The sequence below is a fragment of the Streptomyces sp. NPDC107575 genome (assembly GCF_055657265.1).
The window spans coordinates 335740-361744 of the sequence record NZ_JBVKBG010000006.1 but is presented as its reverse complement, the minus strand read 5'-3'; the positions used below and the strand labels follow the sequence as shown (position 1 = coordinate 361744).

The window sequence follows — 26005 nt, the reverse complement described above, 5'->3', positions numbered from 1 at the left end:
CCGCGATCTGACGGGTCGTCAAGATAGAACAGGTTCTACGAGAAGGGAACAGCGGGCCCCCGGCATTCGGCGGGCTCAGCGGCCTTGGCCGCGTCGGCGGGCTCAGCGGTCGAAGTCCAGTTCCACCTTCTCCGTGGTCGGATGCGACTGGCAGGCCAGCACATAGCCCGCCTCCGTCTCCTCGGCCTCCAGCGCGAAGTTCCGGTCCATGCGGATCGAACCCGAGACCAGGAACGCGCGGCAGGTCCCGCAGACGCCGCCCTTGCAGGCGTACGGCGCGTCCGGACGGTTGCGCAGCACCGTCTCCAGGAGCGACTCGCCGTCCTGCACGGGCCAGCTGCCGGAGCGGCCGTCGAGCTGAGCGGTCACCGTGCTGTGCGCGGGCGTGGGCGTCGGCGCGGCCTTCCGGTCCCGGGTCGAGGGGCCGTCGTCGACGTGGAATATCTCCTCGTGGACGCGCTCGCGCCGCACCCCGAGGGCGCGCAGTGCCCGCTCGGCGCCCTGCACGAGCCCGTACGGTCCGCACAGGTACCAGCCCGCAACCCGCTCCACCGGAAGCAGCGCGGGAAGCAGCGCCGCGAGCCGCTCCTGGTCGAGCCGACCGGACGCCAGGCCCGCCTGCTGATCCTCCCGGGAGAGCACGGTGACCAGCTGGAACCGGTCCGGGTACCGGTCCTTCAGGTCGGCCACCTCCTCCAGGAACATCGTCGACGCCGTGGTCCTGTCGCTGCGTATCAGGCAGAACCGCGCCTGCGGCGCCCGCTCCAGGAGGGTGCCGGCGATGGACAGGACCGGCGTGATGCCGCTGCCGCCGACCACCGCGGCGTAGTGCGCGGAGGCGGTGTCGGGCGTGGGGTCGAGGGTGAAGCGGCCGGCCGGGGTCATCACCTCCAGCTCGTCCCCGACGGCGATCTCCTTGTGCGCGTACGTGGAGAACGCGCCGTCGTCGACCAGGCGCACACCGACCCGGAGGCTGCTCGGTGCCTCCTGGGCGGGGGCGGTCGAGCAGATCGAGTACGTGCGCCGGATCTCCGCTCCGTCCACGGTGCGGCGCAGCGCGAGGTGCTGTCCGGGTGTGAAGCGGTAGGCCTCGCGCAGCTCCGGCGGCACGGCGAGGGTCAGCGCCACGGAGTCGTCGGTGAGCCGGTCGACCGCCGCGACGCGGAGCCGGTGGAAGCGGGCCCGTCCCCCTTCGTTCGCCATCACAGCTCCTTGAAGTGGTCGAAGGGTTCGCGGCAGGACAGGCAGCGGCGCAGCGCCTTGCAGGCGGTGGAGGAGAACCGGCTCAGCAGCTCCGTCTCCGTCGACCCGCAGTGCGGGCAGGCGATCGGCTCGGCGTCGGGTGGCAATGTGGCTGCGGTGTGCCGCGTCGGGCCGAGGGACACGGCGACCGGGCCCGCGGGTTCGCGCGTCGTCCGCGGCGGCGCTATGCCGAACTCCCGCAGCTTGCGGCGGCCTTCGGGCGTGATGTCGTCCGTCGACCAGGCCGGGGTGAGGACCGGGCGGACGGTGACCTCGGCGATGCCGTGCTCGTGCAGCACCCGCTCGATGTCGGCCGACATGGTCTCGATCGCTGGGCACCCCGTGTACGTCGGGCTCAGTTCGACCTCCACGCGGCCGGGCCCGCGGGTGTGCACGGCGCGCAGCACGCCCAGCTCCTCCAGGTTCAGAACGGGCAGCTCGGGGTCGGGCACGGACCCGGCGAGGCTGCGCAGCTCGGCCTCGAGCGGGGTCTCCCGCTCGGCCCGGTCCTGCCGGTCGTCCTGCCGGTCCTGGTGGGCGCGCGCCGTGGTCACCATGACGCCCCCGGGTGGCTGCGGTGCAGATGCTGCATCTCGGCGAGCATCCGGCCGAAGGACTCGGTGTGCACGCCCTGCCGGCCGGCTCCGGCGCTCCAGGCGCCGAGCTGCGGGCCCTCGGGCACGGTCAGCGTCGCCGCCGACAGCGTGTCCTCGATGCTCGCGGTCCAGGCCGCCCGCAGCTTCTCCGCGTCGACGTCCAGGCCGGTGACCGGCTGGAACAGCTCGCCGGTGTACCGCCACAGCGCGTCGACCGCGCGCTGCATCCGCGCGTGGCTCTCCTCCGTGCCGTCGCCGAGGCGCAGCGTCCACTGCCGGGCGTGGTCCTGGTGGTAGGCGACTTCCTTGACCGCCTTGGCGGCCAGGGGAGCGAACTCGGAGCCCGCCCCGGCCAGTTCGGCGTAGAGGAGCTGCTGGTAGGTCGAGAAGTAGAGCTGCCGGGCGATGGTGTGGGCGAAGTCCCCGTTGGGCTGCTCGACCAACTGGACGTTGCGGAAGGCGCGCTCCTCGCGCAGGTACGCCAGCTCGTCCTCGTCGCCCACGAGGCTCAGCAGCACGCGGGCCTGGCCGAGCAGGTCGAGCGCGATGTTCGCGAGGGCGACCTCCTCTTCGAGGACCGGTGCGTGGCCCGCCCACTCCCCCAGGCGGTGCGAGAGCACCAGGGCGTCGTCGCCGAGGGCCAGGGCGGCGGCCGCGGTGTCCGTTGTCCCGCGAGCGGGAGCTTGCGTCGTGTCGGGCTGCGTCACAGGTGCTTCACCCCTTCCGGGATCTCGTAGAACGTCGGGTGCCGGTAGGGCTTGTCGGCGGCGGGCTCGAAGAACGGGTCCTTCTCGTCCGGCGAGGAGGCGGTGATCGCGGCGGACGGCACGACCCACAGGGAGACGCCCTCGCCGCGGCGGGTGTAGAGGTCCCGCGCGTTGCGCAGGGCCAGCTCCGCGTCCGGGGCGTGCAGGCTGCCCGCGTGTGTGTGGGAGAGGCCGCGGCGGGAGCGCACGAAGACCTCCCACAGGGGCCAGTCCGCGGTGCCGGAGGCGCCGGTGGCGCTGCTCGGGGTGTCGCTCATGCCGCCCTGCCTTCTCGCGTCGTGGTGGAGTGCTTGGCCGCGTGGGCCGCGGCGGCCTCGCGCACCCACGCGCCCTCTTCGTGGGCCCGCCTGCGCTGGGTGATGCGCTGTTCGTTGCACGGGCCGTTGCCCTTGAGGACCGCCTTGAACTCCGACCAGTCGATCGGTCCGAAGTCGTGCTGTCCGCGCTCCTCGTTCCACTTCAGCTCCGCGTCGGGGAGCGTGAGCCCGAGGGATTCGGCCTGGGGGACGCAGATGTCCACGAAGCGCTGGCGCAGCTCGTCGTTCGAGTGGCGCTTGATCTTCCACTCCATCGACTGGGCCGAGTGCGCCGACTCGTCGTCGGGCGGGCCGAACATCATCAGGGAGGGCCACCACCAGCGGTCCACGGCGTCCTGGGCCATCGCGTGCTGGGCCTCGGTGCCACGGCTGAGCGCGAGCAGCAGCTCGTATCCCTGGCGCTGGTGGAAGGACTCCTCCTTGCAGACCCGCACCATCGCCCGCGCGTACGGACCGTACGAGCAGCGGCAGAGCGGCACCTGGTTGGTGATCGCCGCGCCGTCCACGAGCCAGCCGATCGCTCCCACGTCGGCCCAGGTCAGCGTCGGGTAGTTGAAGATCGAGGAGTACTTCTGGCGGCCGCTGTGCAGCTTGTCGAGCAGCTCGTCGCGGCCGGTGCCGAGGGTTTCCGCCGCGCTGTAGAGGTAGAGGCCGTGCCCCGCCTCGTCCTGGACCTTCGCCATCAGGATCGCCTTGCGGCGCAGCGAAGGGGCGCGCGTGATCCAGTTCGCCTCCGGCTGCATGCCGATGATCTCGGAGTGGGCGTGCTGGGCGATCTGGCGCACGAGCGTCGCGCGGTAGGCGTCGGGCATCCAGTCGCGCGGCTCGATGCGCTCGTCCGCCGCCACCGCCGCGTCGAACACGGCTTGGAACGCGGCGTCGCCCGGCTCGGCGGTGCCGTCCGCCCGTGCTTCGGCTGCGCGGTGGTGCGGGGTTGCTGTCGCCATGCCCGGTCCCCCTCGACCTTGGGTGCCCGACCTCGGGCGGGGGCTTCGCGCTCCCGACCGATCGTTCGGTTCGTCGGATTCAATGGTGGGTCTCGGCGCCGTAAGGTGTCAACCCTGTGCGGTCGGCCTGTGGATAACCTCGGACGTCTGTGCCGTGCGGGCGCTCCCCAGTACGGTTCCGGTGCGTCGTCTCGCGCGGCGACGGCTCGGAACCGGTTCGTCGCGGGGGCGCCGAGCGGCGGACGGACCAGGCGCCGGCAGGACCGGATCGGGATCGGGGAGTACCGATGGAGACAGAAGCAGGCGCCGCGGACGAGGGCGCCCGGCTCACGACGGAGCCGACGGCTCCGCCGCGACCCCGTCTGTCAGAGCCGTCGGAGGCCGGGGCCGAGTCGCGGGAAGCGGGAGTGACGGCGCCGCCCGGGCGGCGCGGGCTCGCGGCGCTCTCCCCCGGCCATCAGCTGACCGCCGTCCTCGCCCTCATCGGCGTCGCGCTCGTCACCGGCGTGCACATCCTCATGGTGTTCCTGCACGTCGCGCCGTCGAACACGCTCAGCAAGCAGCACGGCGGCCTGGTCAGCGCCTGGGTCTACCCGGAGTTCGAGCAGAACTGGAAGCTGTTCGCGCCCAACCCGCTGCAGCAGAACATCGCGGTGGAGGCCCGCGCCGAGGTGCGGACGCCCGACGGCGAGCTGCGCGCGACCCGCTGGTACGGACTGTCCGCGCAGGACGGCGCCGCCATCGACGGGAACCTGCTGCCCAGCCACACACAGCAGAACGAGCTGCGCCGCGCCTGGGACATCTACACGGGCACGCACGACGCGCAGAACCGGCCCAACGGACTGCGCGGCACCCTGTCCGAGCAGTACCTGCGCCGCATCCTCGTGCTGCGCCTCGACCGGCTCGGTGCGGCAGGCAAGGGCGAGACCGTCGAGCGCGTCCAGATCCGCTCGAAGACGACCAGTGTCGCGCCCCCGAAGTGGAGTGACGAGAAGGTGAACCAGAAGCCGGTGTACCGGCAGGTGCCGTGGTGGACGGTCACCTCCAGCGACGCGCCGCTCGACAGCGGCACGCGCGTGCGGGTGCAGTCTTCGACGGACTCCTCGACGGACCCGTCGTCGGACTCTTCGACGGGCGGTGACCGATGAGCGGCGCACCTTCCGTGGGGCGGATCGACCGCATGCAGCAGAGGCTGGGCGACGGTCTCCAGTGGATCACCGCGTCCGCGCTCGCCCCGTATCAGAGCGCCGTGATCCGCATCGGGTTCTCCGCGACCTGGCTGCTCTTCCTGCTGCGCGAGTTCCCGCACCGCCAGGAGATGTACGGCCCCGACGGGCCGTGGAGCTGGGGCATGGCGCAGCAGCTCACCGCGGACAACCACGCGTTCAGCGCGCTCATGTGGTCCGACGGCCAGGGCTGGTTCGAGCTGGTCTACATAGGGGCGATCGTGTCGTCCGCGCTGCTGATGCTGGGCTGGCGCACCCGCACCATGTCGGTCGTCTTCATGATCGGTGTGCTGTCCCTGCAGAACCGCAGCGTGTTCATCGGTGACGGCGGCGACAACGTCATCCACCTCATGTCGATCTACCTCGTCTTCACGCGGTGCGGTCAGGTCTGGTCGCTGGACGCCCGCAGGGCGCGCCGAGGGGCCGACGATCGGTTCGGCATCGTGCTGTGGTGGGTCATGGGGCTCGTCCTCGCCGCGATGACGTTCACCGGGAAGGTCGGCGGCGGGTGGCTGCTGTTCTTCTGGGGCATGTGGGCGGCCCAGGCGCTGTGGTGGTTCGTGAACCGCCGCGACCCGCAGGGCGATTCGCGTCTCCTGTGCGACGTCGTCGCCAACCTGATGCACAACGCCGGACTGCTCGTGGTGATGGTCGAGGCGTGCCTGATCTACGCGACGGCGGGCTGGTACAAGATCCAGGGGAGTCGCTGGCAGGACGGCACCGCGGTCTACTACCCGCTCCACCTGGACTACTTCTCGCCCTGGCCCGCCCTGGGCGATCTGCTGACCACCTTCGGCCCGATGGTGCTGCTCGTGACGTACGGGACCGTGGCCGTGCAGGTCGCCTTCCCGTTCACCGTCTTCAACCGGCGCCTCAAGAACGTCCTGCTGGTGTTCATGATGCTGGAGCACGCGGTCATCGCCGTCGTGCTGGGGCTGCCCTTCTTCTCGCTCGCGATGATCGCCGCGGACGCGGTGTTCCTGCCGACGTCCTTCTTGGTGCGCGTCGGCGGTTGGGTGGCACGCGCGCGTAGTCGCGTTTTCTCCGCTACGAAGGCGCCGGCCGCGACCGGCCCGCTGGTGGAGCGCGACGGCGAGAAGGTGGCGGCGGAGCAGCCGGCCGTGCGCACGTAGGCTTCCTGCCGTGAACGGGACGAGTACGGCGGACGGCGCGGGCGGCATGCGGGACGAGCGGCCCGAGGGCCCACAGGGCGCGGGGACCGCCGAGGACTCGCTGCGCGTCTGGCGGCGGCTCGCGGACTCCGCGGTGCTGCTCGACGGGTTCCACGCCCTCAAGCACGCCGTACGCTTCGGCGCCGACGTCCCTGTCGCGCTCGCCGTCGACCGGACGGCCGCGCTCGCCCTGGCGGAGGAGCTCGCCCCCGATGTCGTAGGCGACCTGGCACGGCTCCTCGTGGAGGTTCCGGGCGAGGTGCTGCGCGGGCTCGTGCCGCGGCTGCACCCCACCGGGGTCGCCGCGCTCGCCGGGCGTCCCGCGCGGGCCGACCAGCTGGCCGCCCTCGGGCGCCGGGCGCGCACCACACCGGTCGTCGTGCTCGACAACCCGCGCAACCTCGGCAACGCGGGCGCCGTGATCCGCCTGGCCGCCGGCTACGGCGCCACCGGGGTCGTCACCACCGGCGACCTCGACCCCTGGCACCCCACCGTCGTACGAGGCGGGGCAGGGCTGCACTTCGCGACCGCCGTCGAGCGGCTCGCGGTCGAGGAGCTGCCTAGCGGGCCGCTGTACGCGCTCGACCCCGAAGGCGCGGACATCCGCGGGCTGAAGCTGCCCGACGACGCCCTGCTGGCCTTCGGGTCCGAGCGCAGCGGCCTCTCCGCCGAACTGCGCGCGCGTGCCGACCAGTTGGTGTCGCTGCCGATGCGGCCCCAGGTCTCCAGCTACAACCTGGCCACCAGCGTCGGCATGACGCTCTTCCACTGGAGCGCGCACAGCACGAACGCGCCTTAGCGCCTCAGGCGGCCTCCCGGCGCACCTCCACCACCCGGAAGCGGTTCGCCACGAAGGCGCCGTCGCACAGCGCCGCGTTCGCCGCGGGGTTGCCGCCCGAGCCGTGGAAGTCGGAGAACGCCGCCGTCTGGTTCACGTACACCCCGCCCGTCAGGTTGAGCGAGAGCTGCGCGCACTCCTCCAGGCAGACGTCCTCGACGGCCTGCGCCACCTCTTCGGAGGTGGTGTACGCGCCGACCGTCATGGCGCCCTTCTCGCGCACCGTGCGCCGCAGGAGGTCCACCGCGTCACCGGTCGAGTCGACGGAGACCGCGAAGGAGACCGGGCCGAAGCACTCGCTCATGTAGGCGGCCTCCGCGTCGGCCCCCTCCCAGAATTTCCGCGCGCCGTCCAGCTTCACGATCACCGGCGTACGGACGACGGCGTCCGGGAAGTCCGGGTTGCTGATCTCCCTGGAGGGCAGGGCGACTTCACCGATGCCGGGGGCCGCGTCGAGGCGGGCCTTCACGTCCGGGTTGACCAGCGCGCCCAGCAGCCCGTTCGCCCGGGCGTCGTCGCCGAGCAGGCCGCCGACCGACTTCGCGAGGTCGGCCACCACCTCGTCGTACGCCTTCGGGCCCTCGTCCGTGCCGATGCCCTCGCGCGGCACCAGGAGGTTCTGCGGCGTGGTGCACATCTGACCGCTGTACAGGGACAGCGAGAACGCCAGGTTCGCCAGCATGCCCTTGTAGTTGTCCGTCGAGTCGATGACGACGGTGTTGACGCCGGCCTTCTCCGTGTAGACCTGCGCCTGCCGCGCGTTCGTCTCCAGCCAGTCGCCGAAGGCCGTGGACCCCGTGTAGTCGATGATCCTGACCTCGGGGCGTACGGCCAGGGTCTTGGCGATGCCCTCCCCGGGCCGCTCGGCCGCCAGCGCCACCAGGTTCGGGTCGAAGCCCGCCTCGGCGAGGACCTCGCGGGCCACCTGCACGGTGAGCGCGAGGGGCAGCACCGCGCGCGGGTGCGGCTTCACCAGGACCGGGTTGCCGGTGGCCAGGGAGGCGAACAGGCCCGGATACCCGTTCCACGTCGGGAACGTGTTGCAGCCGATCAGCAGCGAGACGCCGCGCGCCACCGGCGTGAACTCCTTGTTCAGGACCAGGGGATCGCGCTTGCCCTGGGGCTTGGACCACTCCGCCGCGTCCGGGGTCCGCACCTGCTCCACGTACGCGTACGCCACCGCCTCCAGGCCGCGGTCCTGCGCGTGCGGGCCGCCCGCCTGGAACGCCATCATGAAGGCCTGGCCGCTGGTGTGCATGACCGCGTGCGCGAACTCGTGCGTCCGCGCGCTGATCCGGGCCAGGATCTCCAGGCACGTCACCGCGCGTGCCTCGGCGCCCGCCTCGCGCCACGCGCGCATGCCCGCGCGCATGGCCGGAAGCAGCACGTCGATGTCGGCGTGCGGGTACGTGACACCCAACTCGATGCCGTACGGCGAGACTTCACCGCCCACGAAATCGTCCGTCCCGGGCTGGCCGAGGTCGAGGCGGGTGCCGAGCAGCGCGTCGAAGGCGGCCTTGCCCTCGGGCATGCTCAGGCTCCCGCTCTCCCCGTACGCCTTGGGGTGCTCCGGGTGCGGGGACCAGTACGCGCGCGTACGGATCGATTCCAGCGCCTGGTCGAGCGTCGGCCGGTGCTTGGCGATCAGGTCGTGCGCGGTGAGTTCGGCGGCGGCCATGGGGGACCAACTCCTCCTGGGCTGCGGCTCCTCGTCGAGCCGGCGAGCTGGGCGGGTCTGGACGGATCTGTGCAGGCTGGGCTGGGCAGGAACGAACCAACAGAGTTAGAGTAACCGAACGATCGGTCGGGACAAGGGGGTGCGGAAAAGCTGTGGAAAAGCCGCAGAAAAAGCCGGTGGGAATCAGCCGCCCGAGCCCCCGGGCCCCCGGGCCGGAGCAGGTGCGGGAGGATCACGTGCATGACAGCACATGACCGCCTCGTCGGCGTGGTGGGCACCGGCACCATGGGGCAGGGCATCGCCCAGGTCGCCCTCGTCGCCGGGCATCCCGTCCGGCTGTACGACGCCGTACCGGGACGGGCGAGGAGCGCCGCCGAGGCGATCGCCGCGCGCCTGGACCGGCTCGTCGAGAAGGGCCGCATGGACGCCGGGGAGCGGGCGGCCGCGGTCGACCGGCTCGAACCCGCGCAGACCGTCGGCGAGTTGGCGCCCGCGACGCTCGTCGTCGAGGCCGTCGTGGAGCGGCTCGACGTCAAGCAGGAGCTGTTCCGCGAGCTGGAGGACGTCGTCGCGGAGGACTGTCTGCTCGCGACCAACACCTCCTCCCTGTCCGTGACGGCGATCGGCGGGGCGCTGCGCAGGCCCGGCCGCTTCGTGGGGCTGCACTTCTTCAACCCGGCGCCCCTGATGCCGCTGGTGGAGGTCGTCTCCGGCGCCGCCACCGACGTCACCGCGGCCACGCGCGCGTACGAGACCGCCCGCGCTTGGGGCAAGACCCCGGTCGCCTGCGCGGACACCCCGGGTTTCCTGGTCAACCGGATCGCGCGGCCCTTCTACGCCGAGGCGTTCGCGGTCTACGAGGAGCAGGGCGCCGACCCCGCGACCATTGACGCCGTGCTGCGCGAGAGCGGCGGCTTCAGGATGGGGCCCTTCGAGCTCACCGACCTGATCGGGCAGGACGTCAACGAGGCCGTGACGCGCTCCGTGTGGGAGGGCTTCTTCCAGGACGCGAAGTTCCGGCCCTCACTGGCCCAGCGCCGCCTGGTGGAGGCCGGCCGCCTGGGCCGCAAGTCGGGCCGCGGCTGGTACGCGTACGGGGAGGACGCCGAGCGTCCCGAACCGAACACCGCGGGTCCTGCCGGGCCGCCCGCGCGCGTGACCGTCGAGGGCGATCTGGAGTCCGCGGGCGAGCTGATCCCGATGATGCGCGAGGCGGGCATCGAGGTCGTCCGGGAGGACGAGGACAAGGGCACGCGCATCGTGCTGCCCAGTGGCGGCCAGCTCGTCCAGGCGGACGGACAGACGTCCGTCGAGTTCCGCGACGTCGTCTACTTCGACCTCGCCTTCGACTACCGCAAGGCCACCCGGATCGCCCTGGCCACCTGCCAGGAAGGCAATCCGCGCACCCTGGGAGAGGCCGTCGGTCTGTTCCAGGCGCTCGGCAAGGAGGTCAGCGTCATCGGCGACGTGCCCGGCATGATTGTGGCCCGCACCGTGGCGCGGATCGTCGACCTGGCGCACGACGCCCTCGCGCGCGGGGTGGCCACCGAGGGCGACATCGACACCGCGATGCGCCTGGGCGTCAACTACCCGATGGGGCCCCTGGAGTGGGATCGCAGGCTCGGCCGGGGCTGGGCCTGCGGGCTGCTCGAGGAACTGCACGAACGCGACCCCTCGGGGCGGCACGCGCCGAGCCTGGCCCTCTTCCGGCACTCGTACACCCCCAAGAAGTGGGAGGGCTCCGCATGACCACCGCACGACGGGACACGGGTGCGCGCCGTGACACCTACACGCCCGACAGCCTGCTCGCGGTCGCGGTCACCGTCTTCAACGAGCGCGGCTACGACGGCACGTCCATGGAGCACCTCTCCAAGGCGGCCGGCATCTCCAAGTCGTCGATCTACCACCATGTGGCGGGCAAGGAGGAGCTGCTGCGCCGGGCCGTGAGCCGCGCGCTCGACGGCCTCTTCGCGATCCTCGACGAGCAGCCCGCGCGCGAAGGACGCGCCATCGCGCGCCTGGAGCACGTCACGCGGCGCATGGTCGAGGTGCTCACCGGCGAACTGCCCTACGTGACGCTCCTGTTGCGGGTGCGCGGCAACACCGACACCGAGCGGTGGGCGATGGAGCGGCGCAGGGAGTTCGACCACCAGGTGGCCCAGCTGCTCAGGGCGGCCGCGGCCGACGGGGACGTGCGCGGCGACATCGAGGTGCGGCTCGCCACCCGGCTCGTCTTCGGGATGATCAACTCGCTGGTGGAGTGGTACCGGCCGGACGGCGGAGGGCTCGGCGACCGGGAAGTGGCCGACGCGGTCGTCGAGTTGGTCTTCCAGGGGCTGCGCAAGGCCGCCTGAACCGCCGCCGCAGAGGCTACGAGTCCGGCTCCAGGTCCTCCTCCTCGAAGACCAGCAGCGTGCGCGTGCTGAGCACCTCGGGGATGGACTGGAGCTTGGTGAGGACCAGTTCGCGCAGGGCCCTGTTGTCCTCCGTGTGCACCAGGATCAGGACGTCGAAATCTCCGCTGACCAGCGCGATGTGCGAGGCCTCCGGGAGTCGGCGCAGCTGCTCGCGCACGGTCCGCCAGGTGTTCTGGACGATCTTGAGCGTGATGTAGGCGGAGGCGCCCTGGCCCGCCCGCTCGTGGTTGACGCGGGCGCCGAAACCGCGGATGACGCGGTCCTCGATGAGGCGGTTGATGCGCGCGTAGGCGTTCGCCCGGGACACGTGGACCTGCTCGGCCACGGAGCGTATCGACGCGCGCCCGTCCTTCAGGAGCAGCTGGAGGATGTCACGGTCGATGTCGTCCAGCGGGCGGGCCGCGGGGTCGGGCACCGGGCCCCCGGAGCCCTCGGCCATTTGTTCAGATGCCATCCGCCCCCGCCTCCTTACCATGGACGTACTGCATTCATCTCAGGCTGTGGAGAACCGATTGTCCACAGCCTGGAGGTGCCTGTAGCCAAAATGTGCCGTCGACCGAACAATCGGTAGGTGAGGCGCATCACATCCGACGCGCCGTCCGAGCCGCTCCCACGAGGAGGTGTCGTCATGACGGTCATGGACCAGCGGGCCGCGCGCGAGGGCAGGCCCGTCCCGCCGCCCGCCTGGCAGCCCCGCACGGATCCCGCGCCGCTGCTGCCCGATGCCGAGCCCCACCGGGTCCTGGGCACCGACGCGGCCGCCCGCGTCGACCCCGAGCTGCTGCGCCGCCTGTACGCGGAGGTGGTGCGCGGCCGCAGGTACAACACGCAGGCGACCGCGCTGACCAAGCAGGGCCGCCTCGCCGTGTATCCCTCGACGACCGGCCAGGAGGCCGCGGAGGTCGCCGCGGCGCTCGTCCTCGAGGAGCGGGACTGGCTGTTTCCCAGCTACCGCGACACCCTCGCCGCCGTCGCCCGCGGCCTCGACCCCGTACAGGCCCTGACCCTGCTGCGCGGCGACTGGCACACCGGGTACGACCCGCGCGAGCACCGCATCGCGCCGTTGTGCACCCCGCTCGCGACACAGCTCCCGCACGCCGTGGGCCTCGCACATGCCGCGCAACTCAAGGGCGACGACGTGGTGGCGCTCGCCATGGTCGGCGACGGCGGCACCAGCGAGGGCGACTTCCACGAGGCGCTGAACTTCGCCGCCGTGTGGCAGGCCCCGGTCGTCTTCCTCGTGCAGAACAACGGGTTCGCGATCTCCGTGCCGCTGGCCAAGCAGACCGCGGCGCCGTCCCTGGCCCACAAGGCCGTCGGGTACGGGATGCCGGGCCGCCTGGTCGACGGGAACGACGCGGCCGCCCTGCACGAGGTGCTCGGTGACGCGGTCTCCCGCGCGCGCGGGGGCGGCGGTCCGACGCTTGTCGAGGCCGTGACCTACCGGATGGACGCGCACACGAACGCCGACGACGCGACCCGGTACCGCAGCGAGGCCGAGGTCGAGATGTGGCGCGCGCACGATCCGGTCCTGCTCCTGGAGCGGGAGCTGACCGGCCGCGGGCTCATCGACGAGGCCGGTATCCAGGCCGTGCGCGACAGCGCGGAGGAACAGGCGGCCGCGCTGCGCGAGCGCATGAACCAGGACCCGGCGCTCGACCCGATGGACCTGTTCGGCGACGTGTACGCCGAGCGGACCCCTCAACTGAGAGAGCAGGCGGCGCTGTTGCGGGCCGAGTTGGACGCAGAGGCGGAAGGGGGCCAGGCATGACCACTGTGGCCCGGCCACCGAAGACCAGGCCCGCCACCATGGCGCAGGCCCTCGGCCGCGCGCTGCGCGACTCCATGGCCGAGGACCCGTCCGTGCACGTCATGGGCGAGGACGTGGGCACCCTGGGCGGTGTCTTCCGGATCACCGACGGGCTCGCGAAGGAGTTCGGCGAGGACCGCTGTACGGACACCCCGCTCGCCGAGGCGGGCATCCTCGGCTCCGCCGTGGGCATGGCGATGTACGGGCTGCGGCCCGTCGTGGAGATGCAGTTCGACGCGTTCGCGTACCCCGCCTTCGAGCAGCTGATCTCGCACGTCGCGCGGATGCGCAACCGCACGCGTGGCGCCATGCCGCTGCCCATCACCGTGCGGGTGCCGTACGGCGGCGGGATCGGCGGCGTCGAGCACCACAGCGACTCGTCCGAGGCGTACTACATGGCGACGCCGGGCCTCACCGTCGTCATGCCGGCCACGGTCGCGGACGCGTACGGGCTGCTCCGGCAGTCCATCGCCTCCGACGACCCGGTCGTCTTCCTGGAGCCCAAGCGCCTTTACTGGACGAAGGATTCGTGGAACCCGGAGGCTCCGGAAGACGTTCTTCCGATAGGCACGGCAGTGGTCCGGCGTCCCGGCACCAGTGCCACGCTGCTCACGTACGGGCCGTCCGTCCCCGTCTGCCTGGAGGCGGCCGAGGCGGCCCGAGGGGAGGGGTGGGATCTTGAAGTGGTCGACCTGCGCTCGCTGGTGCCGTTCGACGACGCGACGGTCACCGAGTCCGTCCGGCGCACGGGACGCGCGGTCGTCGTGCACGAGTCGGGCGGCTTCGGCGGGCCCGGCGGGGAGATCGCCGCGCGCGTGACGGAGCGCTGCTTCCACCATTTGGAGGCTCCGGTGCTGCGGGTGGCCGGTTTCGACATTCCGTATCCGCCGCCCATGCTGGAGCGGCACCATCTGCCCGGAGTGGACCGGGTGCTGGACGCGGTGGCGCGGCTGCAATGGGATCAGTGAGGGACGGTGGGGTAATGGCGCAGGTGCTCGAGTTCAAGCTGCCCGACCTCGGGGAGGGTCTCACCGAGGCGGAGATCGTCCAGTGGCTGGTGGGGGTCGGCGACGTCGTCGCCGTCGACCAGCCGGTCGTCGAGGTCGAGACCGCCAAGGCGATGGTCGAGGTGCCGTGCCCGTACGGGGGTGTGGTCACGGCCCGCTTCGGTGACGAGGGCAGTGAACTGCCGGTCGGGGCGCCGCTCTTGATGGTGGCCGTGGGCGCGCGGTCGCCTTCGGACGTGCCGCTGTCGGACGTCCCCGCGCCGTCGTCGGCGACCGCGGAGCAGGAGCCCGCGAAGACGCGTCAGGAGGCCCGCCAGGCGGCTCCTGAGAAGGCGCAGGCGGCTCCGAAGGCGGAGAAGGCGGAAGGCTCGGGGAACGTGCTGGTGGGCTACGGGACCACCGCCGCGCCGACCCGGCGCAGGCGCGTGCGGCCCGCGCCGCTGGACAGCGTGCCCGCCGCACCGGAGAGCGCCCCGCGCGCCCAGGGCCCCGTCCCCGTGATCTCCCCGCTCGTCCGTAAGCTCGCCCGCGACCGCGGCGTGGACCTCAGAGAGCTGACCGGGTCCGGGCCGGACGGGCTCATCCTCAGGGGAGACGTGGAGAAGGCGGCGAACGCCGCCGCCGAGGCCCCCGCCGCCCCCGCGCCGACCACCGAGACCACCCCTGCCCCCGCCCGGCAGGAGCACCGGACCCCCTTGCGCGGCATTCGCGGCGCCGTGGCCGACAAGCTGTCCCGCAGCCGGCGCGAGATACCCGACGCGACCTGCTGGGTGGACGCCGACGCCACGGAACTCATGCACGCGCGCGTGGCGATGAATTCCGCGACCGGCCCCTCCGCGGGTCCCAAGATCTCCGTGCTCGCGCTCCTCGCCCGCATCTGCACCGCGGCCCTGGCCCGCTACCCGGAGCTGAACGCCACGGTCGACACCGAGCGGCGCGAGATCGTCCGTCTCGACGAGGTGCACCTCGGCTTCGCCGCGCAGACCGAGCGGGGCCTGGTCGTGCCCGTCGTCCGGGACGCCCACACGCGCGGCGCCGAATCGCTGAGCGCCGAGTTCGCCCGGCTCACCGAGGCCGCGCGGACCGGCACGCTGTCCCCCTCGCAGCTCACCGGCGGCACCTTCACGCTCAACAACTACGGGGTGTTCGGCGTCGACGGCTCCACGCCGATCATCAACCACCCCGAGGCGGCCATGCTCGGTGTCGGCCGCATAGCCGCCAAGCCCTGGGTGCACGAGGGGGAGTTGGCCGTCCGTCAGGTCGTCCAGCTCTCGCTCACCTTCGACCACCGGGTGTGCGACGGCGGCACGGCGGGCGGCTTCCTGCGCTACGTCGCGGACTGCGTCGAGAACCCGGCGGTGCTGCTGCGCACGCTGTGACCGGTGCGCCACGCGCGGCGGGTGGCATTGATCGCCCGCCCGCCTGGTGGCATTGATCGCCCGTACGCCCATACTCGGGGGATGAACGCGTACGACGCCATCGTCCTCGCCGGGGGCGGCGCGCGGCGCCTCGGTGGCGCGGACAAGCCCGGAGTGCGGGTCGGCGGCCGCGCGCTGCTCGACCGGGTCCTGCACGCGTGCGCCGGGGCCCGCGCCACCGTGGTGGTCGCCGAGCCGCGCGGCACCGACCGCCCCGTCGTCTGGGCCCGCGAGGAACCGCCCGGCGGTGGCCCGCTCGCCGCGCTGGAGGCGGGAGTTCGGGTCCTGGACACCGCGCGGGGCCCCGCGGCGGAGAGCGTGCTCGTGCTCTCCGCCGATCTGCCGTTCCTGGGGGAGCCGACCGTACGACGGCTCCTCGACGCCCTGGAGGGCGACGCGGCCGACGGCGCCCTGCTCCATGACGGCGCCCTGCTCACCGACGCCGACGGCCGCGACCAGCCGCTCGTCGGCGCCTACCGGTACGCGGCGCTGAGCCGGGTACTCGGCGAACTCAAGGCCGAACACGGTGACCTCGGCGGACTGCCGCTGCGTCTGCTCACCCGTAACCTCGGCCTCACCCGCATCACCGACCCCGTCGCGTCGTTCGACTGCGACACCTGGGACGACATCGCCGCCGCCCGGTCACGCATCAGGGAGCATGGACGAGTGCTTGACGAATGGATCACCGCAGCCAAGAACGAACTGGGCATCGACCTGGACGTCGACACGGGCGTCCTGCTCGACCTCGCCCGTGACGCCGCGCACGGCGTCGCGCGCCCCGCGGCGCCGCTGACGACGTTCCTCGTCGGATACGCGGCGGCGCAGGCGGGAGGCGGCCCCGAAGCCGTGGCGTCCGCCGCCGCGAAGGCGGCCGAGCTCGCGAACCGCTGGGCGCAGGAGGCCGATTCCTCGCAGGGGACCGAGCCGGGCGCCGCCTCGCCGGACGCGGGATGAGCGCCCCCAACGGGCGGTCGGCGCAGGCCGCCCCGGCGGGCGTCGACCCGATGGACGTGGACGTGGACGAGGCGCTCGCCCTGGCGAACGACAACCGTCCCGCCGGCGATCGTCCGGGCGACAACCGCCCCGGCGGCGACCGGGCAGACACCCGGGCCGACACCCGGACCGGCGGCCGACACCCCGACCCGGCCGCCCCGAACGCCTCGGAGGCGCCGCACACCCCCACGGCCCCGGGCATCTCCACTCCGCCGCCCCGCCCCGGCCCCCGCCACTCCGCGACCTCCTGGCCCGCCGCCCGCCGCACCGCCGCGCGGGCCGAGCGCGGCCCCCGCGGAGCGACCGGCGTCCCCCTGGACCAGGCGCTCGGCCTGGTCCTCGCCGCACCGCTGACCGCCCTGACGGACCTGCCCTCCTTCGACACCTCGGCGATGGACGGCTGGGTCGTCGCGGGCCCGGGCCCCTGGACCGTGGGCGGCGAAGGGCTGCTCGCAGGACACGAGCCGCCCGCCCCGCTGGCCGACGGCGAGGCCGTCGCGATCGCGACCGGCGCCCGCGTACCCCCGGACACCACGGCCGTCATCCGCAGCGAGCACGGCCACATCGACACGGGCGGCCAGCTGCACCCGCTGCGCGAGGTCGCCCACGGCCAGGACATCCGCCCGCGCGGCCAGGAGTGCCGCAGCGGCGACCTGCTGTTGCCCGCGGGCGCCCTCGTCACCCCGGCTGTCCTCGGCCTCGCCGCCGCCGCGGGCTACGACACCCTGACCGTCGTCCCGCGGCCGACGGTCGAAGTCCTGATCCTCGGCGACGAGTTGCTCACCGAGGGCCTCCCCCGCGAGGGCCTCATCCGGGACGCGCTCGGCCCGATGCTCCCGCACTGGCTGCGCGCGCTCGGAGTCGAGGTGACCGCCGTACGCAGGCTCGGCGACGACGCCAAGGCGCTGCTCAAGGCGGTGCGCGAGGCCAGTGTCGACCTGGTCGTGACCACCGGCGGCACCGCGTCCGGGCCCGTCGACCACGTGCACCCCACCCTGCGCGCCCTCGACGCCGAACTGCTCGTCGACGGGGTCGCCGTCCGCCCCGGCCACCCGATGCTGCTCGCCCGCCTCAAGGAGGGGCAGCACCTGGTCGGCCTCCCCGGCAACCCCCTCGCGGCCGTCTCCGGCCTGCTCACGCTCGCCGAGCCGCTGCTGCGGGTGCTCTCGGGCCGCGCGCAGGACCAGACGCACACCTCCGCACAGCGCCAAGCGCACGACGGACGCGGGCAGTTGGACGGGGGCCGCGCCGCGGACGCGTACACCGCCCCCCTGCACGCGGCCGCTCCCGGCCACCCCCACGACACCCGCCTGATCCCCATCGTGCTGCGTCAGGACGACGGCAGCGGGCACGAGTGGGCGGTGCCCCTGCACTACAACGGTCCGGCCATGCTGCGCGGCATCGCAGCCGCCGATGGCCTCGCCGTCATCCCGCCCGGCGGCGCCAAGGAAGGCCAGGAGGTGGAGATCCTCGACCTGCCGTGGTCGTGGAACCCCGGCCTGCCCGGTCTCAACCCGGCGGGAAACGAAGGGTGTTTCACGTGAAACTGGCCGGCGATGACGCCATCGCACGCCAAGAGGAAGAGCGGACCGCGACCTACCGGGTGAAACTCCCCCGGCGGGTCGTCGAGCGTCCGATCCTCCAAGTGGCCCGGCGCGTGCTGATAGCGCTCACCGTGCTCGTCGTCACCGCGCTCATCGTGTGGATCGACAGCGACGGCTACAACGACAACTCCGACGGCCGGGTCGACCTGCTCGACTCGTTCTACTACGCGACCGTCACGCTCTCGACCACGGGATACGGCGACATCACGCCGGTCAGTGACGCGGCGCGGCTCACCAATATCTTCGTCATCACGCCGCTGCGTGTGCTCTTCCTGATCATCCTGGTCGGCACCACGCTCGAAGTCCTCACCGAGCGGACGCGGGAGGAATGGCGCCTGAAACGCTGGAGGTCCACCTTGCGTGACCACACTGTCGTCGTCGGCTTCGGAACCAAGGGCCGCAGCGCCGTGGAGACCGTCTGCGCGAGCGGACTGAAGCCCGAGCAGGTCGTCGTGGTCGACCCCAGCCCCAAGGTCGTCGAGAGCGCCAACGCCCATGGCTACGCGGGCGTGACGGGCGATGCCACGCGCAGCTCGGTCCTCCTGCAGGCCGAGGTGCAGCGGGCGCGGAAGATCATCATCGCGACGCAGCGCGACGACACGGCGGTCCTGGTGACGCTCACCGCGCGGCAGCTGAACCGCGGGGCGAAGATCGTCGCCGCGGTCCGCGAGGAGGAGAACGCGCCGCTGCTGCGCCAGTCCGGCGCTGACGCCGTCATCACCAGCGCCAGCGCGGCGGGCCGGCTGCTCGGCCTGTCGGTGCTCAGCCCGCACGCGGGCATGGTCATGGAGGACCTCATCCAGAAGGGCTCGGGCCTCGATCTGGTCGAGCGCCCGGTCACCAAGGCCGAGGTCGGCCTGCAGCCGAAGGAGACGGAGGACCTGGTCGTCAGCGTCGTCCGGGGGCACCGCGTACTCGGCTACGACGACTCGGCCGTCGGCTCGCTCAAGCTGACGGACCGGCTCATCACGATCACCCGTGTCACGCCCAACACCCAGCTGGCTCCGGACATGAAGCCGACGCCCCGCAGCTGAGGGCCTGCCACGCGGTCGCTCCGCCACCTCCCCGCGACTGATCCACGGGAGTAGCCTCGCGGCCATGCATGCGATCACGATCCCGGAACCCGGCGGACCCGAGGCGCTCGTCTGGACGGAGGTCCCCGACCCCGTACCCGGTGAGGGCGAGGTCCTGGTCGAGGTGGTCTCCAGCGCCGTCAACCGCGCCGATCTGCTCCAGCGGCAGGGCTTCTACAACCCGCCGCCCGGCACCTCCCCCTATCCCGGCCTGGAGTGCGCCGGCCGGATCGTCGAACTCGGCTCCGGCGTCTCCGGCTGGTCGGTCGGCGACGAGGTGTGCGGGCTGCTCGTGGGCGGCGGCTACGCCGAGAAGGTCGCCGTCCCCGCGGGGCAGCTCCTCCCGGTGCCGCAGGGCCTCGATCTGGCCACGGCCGCCGCGCTGCCCGAGGTGACCTGCACCGTCTGGTCCAACGTCTTCATGATCGCCCACCTGCGGCCCGGCGAGACCTTCCTCGTGCACGGCGGCTCCAGCGGCATCGGCACCATGGCGATCCAGCTGGCGAAGGCGGTCGGCGCGAAGGTCGCGGTCACGGCCGGCACCAAGGAGAAGCTCGACTTCTGTGCGGAGCTCGGCGCCGACATCCTGATCAACTACCGCGAGCAGGACTTCGTGGAGGAGATCAAGAACGCCACGGACGGGGCGGGCGCCGACGTCATCCTCGACAACATGGGCGCCAAGTACCTGAACCGCAATGTCGACGCCCTCGCCACCAGCGGCCGGCTCGCCATCATCGGCATGCAGGGCGGCGTGAAGGGCGAGCTGAACATCGCCACGCTGCTCGGCAAGCGCGGCGCCATCACCGCGACCACGCTGCGGGCCCGCCCGCTGGCCGAGAAGGCGTCGGTCGTCGCGGCCGTGCGCGAGCACGTGTGGCCGCTGGTCGAGGGCGGCCATGTGCGCCCGATCGTGGACCGCACGCTGCCGATGAGCGACGCCGCGCAGGGCCACCGGGTCCTGGAGGAGTCGGGTCACATCGGCAAGGTCCTGCTCACCAACGCGTAGCCGGTACGCGTCACCGGCGCAGCCGCAGCGCCAGGGACCCGAGGCCGAGCCCGGTGAGCAGCAGCCCCGCTCCCAGGGGCAGCACGTTCACCAGGGGCCCGGCCCCGGGCTCGCCCACGGCCTGCCGTTCGGGGGCGGTCCGCTCGGGGCGCGGCTCGTGGGACACGGCCGGCGGGGGCTCGGTGGGGGCCGGTGGCAGCACGGCCCCGGTGGTGTCCGGCACGGGCAGCTCGCGCCCCGGCGGCGTCTTGCCCACGCCGGCACGGCTGCCCGCGAGGGACCCGTGCGGCGAGGGCTCGGCGGCGTACGACAGGGCGGCCGACGCCGCCGGAACCACCGGCACCGCCAGGAAGAGCGGCACCGAGCAGAGAAGCCCGGCCACCCACCGAAGCCGCCCCATCCCCAGCCCCTTCCGCTCCCGGTTCGTCCAGATGCTTGTGCCAAGCCTCACATAGCGGGATAAAACGGGCACGCCGGATTTCGCCCCCGCCCGGCATGGTGGATCAGCTCCGAACGGGGGCACCACCGAGATGTGACAGCGACGTACGAGAGAATGGCGGCATGGAGATGCCGAGGAACGAACAGTCGCCGGAGAACCCGCAGGTCCTGGTCGTGGGCCAGGACGGCATGGCGCTTGGCGGCGGTGGCGGCGACGAGTCCCGCGAGATCCCGGTGACCGACATGGTGGAACAGCCCGCCAAGGTGATGCGCATCGGCAGCATGATCAAGCAGCTGCTCGAAGAAGTGCGTGCGGCTCCCCTGGACGAAGCGAGCCGGCAGCGCCTCAAGGAGATCCACTCCAGCTCGGTCAAGGAGCTGGAGGACGGTCTCGCCCCCGAACTCGTCGAGGAACTGGAGCGGCTCTCCCTGCCCTTCACGGAGGAGGCGACCCCGAGCGACGCCGAGCTGCGCATCGCGCAGGCCCAGCTGGTGGGCTGGCTCGAGGGCCTCTTCCACGGGATCCAGACGACGCTGTTCGCCCAGCAGATGGCGGCCCGCGCCCAGCTCGAGCAGATGCGCCGGGCCCTGCCGCCCGGCGTCGGCGGCGGCGAGGAAGAGGGCGAGGACCCGCGCGCGGGCGGCCGCTCCGGCGGTCCGTACCTCTAGTCAACAGGCAGCTCAGCAACCACACACGTAGGGGCCCGTCACAGGACGGGCCCCTACGTGTGCGTGAACTTGGACACCGCGCGGCAGGCGCCGATCGCCCCAAGTGATCACGAAATCGCCATCGGGTGCCTACAAATATGCTGCTCACGATTTGCAAGGCCTGCACGGCAACGGGTTGGATGTCCGGTCCATCTCGGAACGGCGACATGGCCGATGCCTGTAGCGTGGCCCGACGGAGTCGGTATTTCGCAACCGCGCGTACTCCGATGTATGGATCCGGCAGCCCAGATGAGCATGGACAGAAACGACGGCGAGGACTGATGGCACAGCAGCAGCGCGCTCAGGGCCCGTCCGACCCCGAGGCGACTGGCGGCGGTATGTCAGATGCGCCGGAGATGTGGGGTAACGGCGGGCTCGTCGGGGATGGGCGGTATCGCCTCACCGGGAGACTCGGCCGGGGTGGCATGGCGGAGGTGTTCGCCGCAGAGGACGTACGCCTCGGGCGCACGGTCGCCGTCAAGCTGCTCCGCTCCGATCTGGCCGAGGACCCGGTGTCCAAGGCCCGCTTCACCCGCGAGGCACAGTCCGTCGCGGGCCTCAACCACCACGCGGTCGTGGCGGTCTACGACTCCGGCGAGGACGTCGTCGCCGGGAGCACCGTCCCGTACATCGTCATGGAGCTGGTCGAGGGCCGCACCATCCGCGACCTCCTGCTCAGCGCGGAGGCCCCGGGTGCCGAGCAGGCCCTGATCATCGTCTCGGGTGTCCTGGAAGCGCTCGCCTACTCGCACCAGCACGGCATCGTGCACCGCGACATCAAGCCCGCGAACGTGATCATCACCAACACCGGCGCGGTCAAGGTGATGGACTTCGGCATCGCGCGCGCCCTGCACGGCGCCCAGTCGACCATGACGCAGACCGGCATGGTCATGGGCACCCCCCAGTACCTCTCGCCCGAGCAGGCCCTCGGCAAGGCCGTCGACCACCGCTCGGACCTGTACGCCGTCGGCTGCCTGCTCTACGAACTCCTCGCGCTGCGCCCGCCGTTCACCGGTGAGACCCCGCTGTCCGTCGTCTACCAGCACGTCCAGGACACCCCCGTGCTGCCCTCCGAGGTCCTGGACGAGGTACCGCCGGAGCTCAACGGCCTTGTCATGCGCTCGCTGGCCAAGGACCCGGACGACCGGTTCCAGACGGCCGAGGAGATGCGCGGGCTCGTCCAGTACGCCCTGCAGATGCTGTACGAGCAGGGTGGCCACACCGGCACCTGGAACACCGGCCCCATCGACGCGCACGAGGGCGGCTCCACGCCCGCGATGGGCGTCGCCGCGACCACGGCGATGCAGCACCCCGGCGACTCGGGCACGGCCCAGCAGCCGATGCTGCGCCCGCCGGGCGGCGACGACGGCGGCTTCGACGGGAACGGCAACGGGGGCGGCGGAGGCGGCCGCGGCAAGCTGTGGATCGTCGCCGTGCTCGCGGTCATCGCGATCGCGGTGGGCGTCGCCTGGGCGCTCAGCAGCGGCGGCGACGGCGACAAGGACCCCGGCAACAAGAAGTCGCCGAGCGCCACCAAGTCCGAGAAGTCCTCGGAGCCGAGCAAGTCGGCCGACGACGACGCGTCGCAGGGCGCGACGGAGGAGCCGGGCACGAGCACGGGTGGCGACACCGGTTACACGCCGACGCAGGAGCCGACGACGACGAATCCGTCGCCGACGCAGTCGGAGGAGCCGACGGACGAGCCGACGGAGCCGACTCCGTCGAAGACCACGCAGCCGACCGACCCGACGGACGAGCCGACGGACGAGCCGACCGGTGAGCCGACCGGTGACCAGAGCGGGGGCGGCGGCACCGGCCAGCCCGCCACCGACGGCGGCGCCAACGGTGAGGTCACCGGCGGCGAGTAACCCGCCCGCCGCACCCCGGGGCTCCGCCCCGGACCCCGCTGCTCAAACGCCGCAGGGGCTTGAATCGCTCGACCCGCCCCGCAGCTCGTGCACCGTCACGAACTGCGGGGCGACGCGCAGGTGGACCGGGTCGAAGGGCTCGCCGTCCGCGGTGTGCGGGGCCGGCCCGAAGAGTTCCAGCTCGGCCGGGGTCGGCTCGATCTGCTCACAGGTGCCGACGCACTGCACCGACCACTGGCCCTCGTCCTCGGGGCGCTCCTGCCCCAGGTTGTCCGCCCCGTAGGCGACGACGCTGCCGATGCACGCCTCGTGGTAGCCGAAACCGCGGTGCATGCGCAGCAGCAGCCGGCCGTCGGCCACGACGTGGCGGGCGGAGGCGAGGAAGGGCAGGGCGCGCATGCTGGTCGCGACGCGGCCGTAGGGCACGCTGGCGAGCAGTTCGAAGGCGCGGTCCTGGTCCTGCGGGTCCTTCTGCGCATCGGAGGGCATGTCCACCACTGTGCGCCGCGGACGCCCCCGGGAAACAGAGGAGCCCGCCCCCAGGGACCCGTGACATAGGTCCTGTGCGGGCGGGCACCCGGGACGCTCCCGGGGGAGCCGTCAGTGCTTCTCGGCCTGCATACGGGCCACGTACGCGGCCGCCTGGGAGCGGCGCTCCATGCCGAGCTTCGAGAGCAGGCTGGAGACGTAGTTCTTGATCGTCTTCTCGGCGAGGTGCAGCCGCTCACCGATGACCCGGTTGGTCAGGCCCTCGCCGATCAGGTCGAGGATCTTGCGCTCCTGGTCGGTGAGGCCGGAGAGCTTGTCGTCGTCCTTGCGGCCGCCGTCGCGCAGCCGCTCAAGGACCCGGGCCGTGGCGACCGGGTCGAGCAGCGACTTGCCGGAGGCGACGTCCCGTACGGCGGTGAGCAGCTCATTGCCGCGGATCGCCTTCAGGACGTAGCCGGAGGCGCCGGCCATGATCGCGTCGAAGAGCGCCTCGTCGTCCGCGAACGACGTCAGCATCAGGCACTTGACCGACTCGTCCATGGAGCGGATCTCCCGGCACACCTCCACCCCGCTGCCGTCCGGCAGGCGCACGTCGAGCACCGCCACGTCCGGCCTGGTCGCGGGGATGCGCACCAGGGCGTCGGCGGCCGTTCCGGCCTCTCCGACCACCTCGATGTCGTCCTCGACCGACAGCAGCTCATGGACGCCGCGGCGGACCACCTCGTGGTCGTCGAGCAGAAATACATGGATTTTTCCGTCTTCGCGCACGGCCTCAGTCTCACACACGAACCTTGGCCGCGCCCTAGATGACCGTGGGGTGACCGGGATAACGTGCCGGTGTTCCGGCCCCCTGCCAGGCTTGGACCCAGGACTCGTCGCACAGCTGTGACCTGCGACGCTTCGTCTTCCCTCGCGATACTAGGAAATCCAACCAACGACTTACTTGGAAATCCAAGCAAAATCGCAGGTCAGATGGGGTTTCGCAGATGTGTGACCCACTGGGTAACGTGCTGGGTGAAGGGTGCTTGCCGGAGCACTTGTCACGCCTGTTGCCGGCACCTCGCACCCACCCCGTGCGTGGACGGATCAGGCGAGCCGAGCCGACTGGCCATCCGGCAATCCCGGGGCCGGACCGACGGAGGAGCACACGTGACCGTAGACAGTGCCGACAGCACTGCCGCAGCGCAGAAGGCACAGCCGCCGCGCAAGCGGGCCGCTGCGAAGAAGTCTGCGAAGAAGTCCCCCGGCAAGACCGCCGCAGCCAAGGCACCCGCGAAGCGGGTGACCAAGAAGGCCGCCGAGGCCGCCGCGCCGCAGAGCGACCTGGTGCAGCTGCTGACCCCCGAGGGCGAGCGGGTCGAGAACCCCGAGTACGACAAGTACGTCGCCGACATCACCGACGACGAGCTGCGCGCCCTGTACCGCGACATGGTCCTCACGCGCCGCTTCGACGCCGAGGCCACCGCCCTGCAGCGCCAGGGCGAGCTGGGCCTGTGGGCGTCGCTGCTCGGCCAGGAGGCGGCCCAGATCGGCTCGGGCCGGGCCACCCGTGAGGACGACTACGTCTTCCCGACCTACCGCGAGCACGGCGTGGCCTGGTGCCGCGGGGTCGACCCGACCAACCTGCTCGGCATGTTCCGCGGCGTGAACCACGGCGGCTGGGACCCGAACAGCAACAACTTCCACCTGTACACGATCGTCATCGGCTCGCAGACCCTGCACGCCACCGGCTACGCGATGGGCGTCGCCAAGGACGGCGTGGACAGCGCGGTGATCGCGTACTTCGGCGACGGCGCCTCCAGCCAGGGCGACGTCCTGGAGGCCTTCAACTTCGGGGCCGTCTACAACGCCCCGGTCGTGTTCTTCTGCCAGAACAACCAGTGGGCGATCTCCGAGCCCACCGAGCGCCAGATGCGCGTGCCGCTCTACCAGCGCGCGCAGGGTTTCGGCTTCCCGGGCGTGCGCGTGGACGGCAACGACGTGCTGGCCTGCCTCGCCGTGACCCGCTGGGCCCTCGACCGGGCCCGGCAGGGCGAGGGACCGGCGCTGATCGAGGCGTTCACGTACCGGATGGGCGCGCACACCACGTCCGACGACCCGTCGAAGTACCGGTCCGACGACGAGCGCGTGGCGTGGGAGGTGAAGGACCCGATCCTGCGCCTGCGCGCGTACCTGGAGTCCCGAACCGACACGGATGAGGGATTCTTCGCGGAACTCGACGCCGAGAGCGAGACGTTGGGCAAGCGAGTACGCGAGGTCGTACGGGCCATGCCGGACCCGGACCTCATGGCGATCTTCGAGAACGTGTACGCGGACGGGCACGCGCTGGTCGACGAGGAGCGCGCACAATTCGCCGCCTACCAGGCGTCGTTCGCTGACGGGGAGGCCTGA

The 26005-nt window shown here is 72.1% G+C and carries 25 protein-coding genes; 15 read left to right on the top strand and 10 right to left on the bottom strand.

All coding sequences use genetic code 11. The features are described from left to right. Positions 1-102 precede the first annotated feature (102 nt). Genes paaE through paaA form a run of 5 tightly spaced genes read right to left on the bottom strand, consistent with a single transcriptional unit; the run spans position 103 to position 3869 of the window. Entirely contained in the window at positions 103-1203 is a 1101-nt protein-coding gene (gene paaE, locus ACZ7L4_RS31100) for a 1,2-phenylacetyl-CoA epoxidase subunit PaaE (RefSeq protein ID WP_472107835.1), read from the bottom strand. After that, positions 1203-1799 (bottom strand): 1,2-phenylacetyl-CoA epoxidase subunit PaaD, encoded by a 597-nt coding sequence (gene paaD / locus ACZ7L4_RS31095; protein ID WP_472107834.1) that lies wholly within the window; start codon positions 1797-1799, stop codon positions 1203-1205. The genes paaE and paaD overlap by 1 nt, the downstream gene beginning before the upstream one ends. Next, the gene (gene paaC, locus ACZ7L4_RS31090; protein WP_472107832.1) at positions 1793-2545 is read right to left on the bottom strand and encodes a 1,2-phenylacetyl-CoA epoxidase subunit PaaC; all 753 of its coding nucleotides are present in this window, start codon (positions 2543-2545) and stop codon (positions 1793-1795) included. The genes paaD and paaC overlap by 7 nt, the downstream gene beginning before the upstream one ends. Continuing rightward, positions 2542-2862: a 1,2-phenylacetyl-CoA epoxidase subunit PaaB gene (paaB, locus tag ACZ7L4_RS31085; RefSeq protein ID WP_472107831.1), complete on the bottom strand. Its 321-nt coding sequence runs from the start codon at positions 2860-2862 to the stop codon at positions 2542-2544. Before paaB ends, paaC begins: the two co-directional genes overlap by 4 nt. Further along, positions 2859-3869, bottom strand: a complete 1011-nt coding sequence (gene paaA, locus ACZ7L4_RS31080) for a 1,2-phenylacetyl-CoA epoxidase subunit PaaA (RefSeq protein ID WP_472107829.1) — start codon at positions 3867-3869, stop codon at positions 2859-2861. The genes paaB and paaA overlap by 4 nt, the downstream gene beginning before the upstream one ends. Before the next feature lie 287 nt (positions 3870-4156). Between paaA and ACZ7L4_RS31075 the strand changes: the two genes are divergently transcribed. From ACZ7L4_RS31075 to ACZ7L4_RS31065, 3 genes are read left to right on the top strand one after another with little or no spacing between them, the layout of a single operon-like run. After that, positions 4157-5017, top strand: a complete 861-nt coding sequence (locus ACZ7L4_RS31075; protein WP_472107827.1) for a DUF5819 family protein — start codon at positions 4157-4159, stop codon at positions 5015-5017. 32 nt (positions 5018-5049) lie between these two features. Beyond that, entirely contained in the window at positions 5050-6228 is a 1179-nt protein-coding gene (locus ACZ7L4_RS31070) for an HTTM domain-containing protein (protein WP_472107826.1), read from the top strand. A gap of 46 nt (positions 6229-6274) precedes the next feature. Beyond that, positions 6275-7066, top strand: coding sequence for a TrmH family RNA methyltransferase (locus tag ACZ7L4_RS31065; protein ID WP_472108154.1), 792 nt, complete (start codon positions 6275-6277; stop codon positions 7064-7066). 4 nt (positions 7067-7070) lie between these two features. On the opposite strand, the gene paaN is transcribed toward ACZ7L4_RS31065, so the two are convergent. After that, a complete protein-coding gene (gene paaN / locus ACZ7L4_RS31060; protein ID WP_472107824.1) occupies positions 7071-8783 on the bottom strand; it encodes a phenylacetic acid degradation protein PaaN in 1713 nt (570 codons plus the stop codon). 240 nt (positions 8784-9023) lie between these two features. On the opposite strand from paaN, the gene ACZ7L4_RS31055 reads away from it, so the two are divergent. Both ACZ7L4_RS31055 and ACZ7L4_RS31050 read left to right on the top strand, forming a co-directional pair. Further along, the gene (locus ACZ7L4_RS31055; RefSeq protein ID WP_472107823.1) at positions 9024-10532 is read left to right on the top strand and encodes a 3-hydroxyacyl-CoA dehydrogenase; all 1509 of its coding nucleotides are present in this window, start codon (positions 9024-9026) and stop codon (positions 10530-10532) included. Then, positions 10529-11137 (top strand): TetR/AcrR family transcriptional regulator, encoded by a 609-nt coding sequence (locus tag ACZ7L4_RS31050; protein WP_472107821.1) that lies wholly within the window; start codon positions 10529-10531, stop codon positions 11135-11137. The genes ACZ7L4_RS31055 and ACZ7L4_RS31050 overlap by 4 nt, the downstream gene beginning before the upstream one ends. 16 nt (positions 11138-11153) lie before the next feature. Here the strand turns inward: ACZ7L4_RS31050 and ACZ7L4_RS31045 are convergent, their stop codons facing one another. Then, positions 11154-11654, bottom strand: a complete 501-nt coding sequence (locus tag ACZ7L4_RS31045; RefSeq protein ID WP_472107819.1) for an Lrp/AsnC family transcriptional regulator — start codon at positions 11652-11654, stop codon at positions 11154-11156. Between the two features lie 174 nt (positions 11655-11828). On the opposite strand from ACZ7L4_RS31045, the gene pdhA (ACZ7L4_RS31040) reads away from it, so the two are divergent. From pdhA (ACZ7L4_RS31040) to ACZ7L4_RS31010, 7 genes are all read left to right on the top strand, one after another. Further along, a complete protein-coding gene (gene pdhA / locus ACZ7L4_RS31040) occupies positions 11829-12971 on the top strand; it encodes a pyruvate dehydrogenase (acetyl-transferring) E1 component subunit alpha (protein ID WP_472107817.1) in 1143 nt (380 codons plus the stop codon). Next, a complete protein-coding gene (locus ACZ7L4_RS31035) occupies positions 12968-13978 on the top strand; it encodes an alpha-ketoacid dehydrogenase subunit beta (RefSeq protein WP_472107815.1) in 1011 nt (336 codons plus the stop codon). The genes pdhA (ACZ7L4_RS31040) and ACZ7L4_RS31035 overlap by 4 nt, the downstream gene beginning before the upstream one ends. A gap of 14 nt (positions 13979-13992) precedes the next feature. Next, complete coding sequence (locus tag ACZ7L4_RS31030; protein WP_472107814.1) at positions 13993-15396, top strand: dihydrolipoamide acetyltransferase family protein; 1404 nt, start codon at positions 13993-13995, stop codon at positions 15394-15396. A gap of 81 nt (positions 15397-15477) precedes the next feature. Then, positions 15478-16389, top strand: coding sequence for a DUF6457 domain-containing protein (locus tag ACZ7L4_RS31025; RefSeq protein WP_472107812.1), 912 nt, complete (start codon positions 15478-15480; stop codon positions 16387-16389). After that, positions 16386-17972: a molybdopterin molybdotransferase MoeA gene (locus ACZ7L4_RS31020; RefSeq protein WP_472107810.1), complete on the top strand. Its 1587-nt coding sequence runs from the start codon at positions 16386-16388 to the stop codon at positions 17970-17972. Before ACZ7L4_RS31025 ends, ACZ7L4_RS31020 begins: the two co-directional genes overlap by 4 nt. Continuing rightward, entirely contained in the window at positions 17969-19066 is a 1098-nt protein-coding gene (locus ACZ7L4_RS31015) for a potassium channel family protein (RefSeq protein WP_450816783.1), read from the top strand. The genes ACZ7L4_RS31020 and ACZ7L4_RS31015 overlap by 4 nt, the downstream gene beginning before the upstream one ends. 64 nt (positions 19067-19130) lie before the next feature. Then, positions 19131-20111, top strand: coding sequence for an NAD(P)H-quinone oxidoreductase (locus ACZ7L4_RS31010; RefSeq protein WP_472107808.1), 981 nt, complete (start codon positions 19131-19133; stop codon positions 20109-20111). Positions 20112-20121: 10 nt separating this feature from the next. On the opposite strand, the gene ACZ7L4_RS31005 is transcribed toward ACZ7L4_RS31010, so the two are convergent. Then, the gene (locus tag ACZ7L4_RS31005; protein ID WP_472107806.1) at positions 20122-20511 is read right to left on the bottom strand and encodes a hypothetical protein; all 390 of its coding nucleotides are present in this window, start codon (positions 20509-20511) and stop codon (positions 20122-20124) included. A 161-nt stretch (positions 20512-20672) separates the two neighbouring features. On the opposite strand from ACZ7L4_RS31005, the gene ACZ7L4_RS31000 reads away from it, so the two are divergent. Both ACZ7L4_RS31000 and ACZ7L4_RS30995 read left to right on the top strand, forming a co-directional pair. Beyond that, the gene (locus ACZ7L4_RS31000) at positions 20673-21218 is read left to right on the top strand and encodes a bacterial proteasome activator family protein (protein ID WP_326024017.1); all 546 of its coding nucleotides are present in this window, start codon (positions 20673-20675) and stop codon (positions 21216-21218) included. 320 nt (positions 21219-21538) lie between these two features. Continuing rightward, positions 21539-23125, top strand: coding sequence for a protein kinase domain-containing protein (locus ACZ7L4_RS30995; protein ID WP_472107804.1), 1587 nt, complete (start codon positions 21539-21541; stop codon positions 23123-23125). Between the two features lie 42 nt (positions 23126-23167). Here ACZ7L4_RS30995 and ACZ7L4_RS30990 read toward each other — a convergent pair whose 3' ends face one another. Next, complete coding sequence (locus ACZ7L4_RS30990; RefSeq protein WP_472107802.1) at positions 23168-23614, bottom strand: pyridoxamine 5'-phosphate oxidase family protein; 447 nt, start codon at positions 23612-23614, stop codon at positions 23168-23170. 111 nt (positions 23615-23725) lie between these two features. Continuing rightward, positions 23726-24382 (bottom strand): response regulator, encoded by a 657-nt coding sequence (locus ACZ7L4_RS30985; protein WP_399228983.1) that lies wholly within the window; start codon positions 24380-24382, stop codon positions 23726-23728. Between the two features lie 381 nt (positions 24383-24763). Here ACZ7L4_RS30985 and pdhA (ACZ7L4_RS30980) point away from each other — a divergent pair, with 381 nt between their 5' ends. Further along, positions 24764-26005 carry a pyruvate dehydrogenase (acetyl-transferring) E1 component subunit alpha gene (gene pdhA / locus ACZ7L4_RS30980; RefSeq protein ID WP_472107801.1) on the top strand — a complete coding sequence of 414 codons (1242 nt, stop codon included), beginning with the start codon at positions 24764-24766 and terminating at the stop codon, positions 26003-26005.

Coding starts and splice junctions, on each gene's coding strand:
- ACZ7L4_RS31020 (WP_472107810.1), top strand. CDS start 16,386: ATGAGCGCCCCCAACGGGCGGTCGGCGCAGGCCGCCCCGGCGGGCGTC.
- ACZ7L4_RS31070 (WP_472107826.1), top strand. CDS start 5,050: ATGCAGCAGAGGCTGGGCGACGGTCTCCAGTGGATCACCGCGTCCGCG.
- paaN (WP_472107824.1), bottom strand. CDS start 8,783: ATGGCCGCCGCCGAACTCACCGCGCACGACCTGATCGCCAAGCACCGG.
- ACZ7L4_RS31010 (WP_472107808.1), top strand. CDS start 19,131: ATGCATGCGATCACGATCCCGGAACCCGGCGGACCCGAGGCGCTCGTC.
- pdhA (WP_472107817.1), top strand. CDS start 11,829: ATGACGGTCATGGACCAGCGGGCCGCGCGCGAGGGCAGGCCCGTCCCG.
- ACZ7L4_RS31025 (WP_472107812.1), top strand. CDS start 15,478: ATGAACGCGTACGACGCCATCGTCCTCGCCGGGGGCGGCGCGCGGCGC.
- paaA (WP_472107829.1), bottom strand. CDS start 3,869: ATGGCGACAGCAACCCCGCACCACCGCGCAGCCGAAGCACGGGCGGAC.
- ACZ7L4_RS31045 (WP_472107819.1), bottom strand. CDS start 11,654: ATGGCATCTGAACAAATGGCCGAGGGCTCCGGGGGCCCGGTGCCCGAC.
- ACZ7L4_RS31005 (WP_472107806.1), bottom strand. CDS start 20,511: ATGGGGCGGCTTCGGTGGGTGGCCGGGCTTCTCTGCTCGGTGCCGCTC.
- ACZ7L4_RS30995 (WP_472107804.1), top strand. CDS start 21,539: ATGGCACAGCAGCAGCGCGCTCAGGGCCCGTCCGACCCCGAGGCGACT.
- ACZ7L4_RS31030 (WP_472107814.1), top strand. CDS start 13,993: ATGGCGCAGGTGCTCGAGTTCAAGCTGCCCGACCTCGGGGAGGGTCTC.
- paaD (WP_472107834.1), bottom strand. CDS start 1,799: ATGGTGACCACGGCGCGCGCCCACCAGGACCGGCAGGACGACCGGCAG.
- ACZ7L4_RS31075 (WP_472107827.1), top strand. CDS start 4,157: ATGGAGACAGAAGCAGGCGCCGCGGACGAGGGCGCCCGGCTCACGACG.
- ACZ7L4_RS31035 (WP_472107815.1), top strand. CDS start 12,968: ATGACCACTGTGGCCCGGCCACCGAAGACCAGGCCCGCCACCATGGCG.
- ACZ7L4_RS31065 (WP_472108154.1), top strand. CDS start 6,275: ATGCGGGACGAGCGGCCCGAGGGCCCACAGGGCGCGGGGACCGCCGAG.
- ACZ7L4_RS31055 (WP_472107823.1), top strand. CDS start 9,024: ATGACAGCACATGACCGCCTCGTCGGCGTGGTGGGCACCGGCACCATG.
- ACZ7L4_RS31000 (WP_326024017.1), top strand. CDS start 20,673: ATGGAGATGCCGAGGAACGAACAGTCGCCGGAGAACCCGCAGGTCCTG.
- paaE (WP_472107835.1), bottom strand. CDS start 1,203: ATGGCGAACGAAGGGGGACGGGCCCGCTTCCACCGGCTCCGCGTCGCG.
- ACZ7L4_RS30990 (WP_472107802.1), bottom strand. CDS start 23,614: ATGCCCTCCGATGCGCAGAAGGACCCGCAGGACCAGGACCGCGCCTTC.
- ACZ7L4_RS31050 (WP_472107821.1), top strand. CDS start 10,529: ATGACCACCGCACGACGGGACACGGGTGCGCGCCGTGACACCTACACG.
- paaB (WP_472107831.1), bottom strand. CDS start 2,862: ATGAGCGACACCCCGAGCAGCGCCACCGGCGCCTCCGGCACCGCGGAC.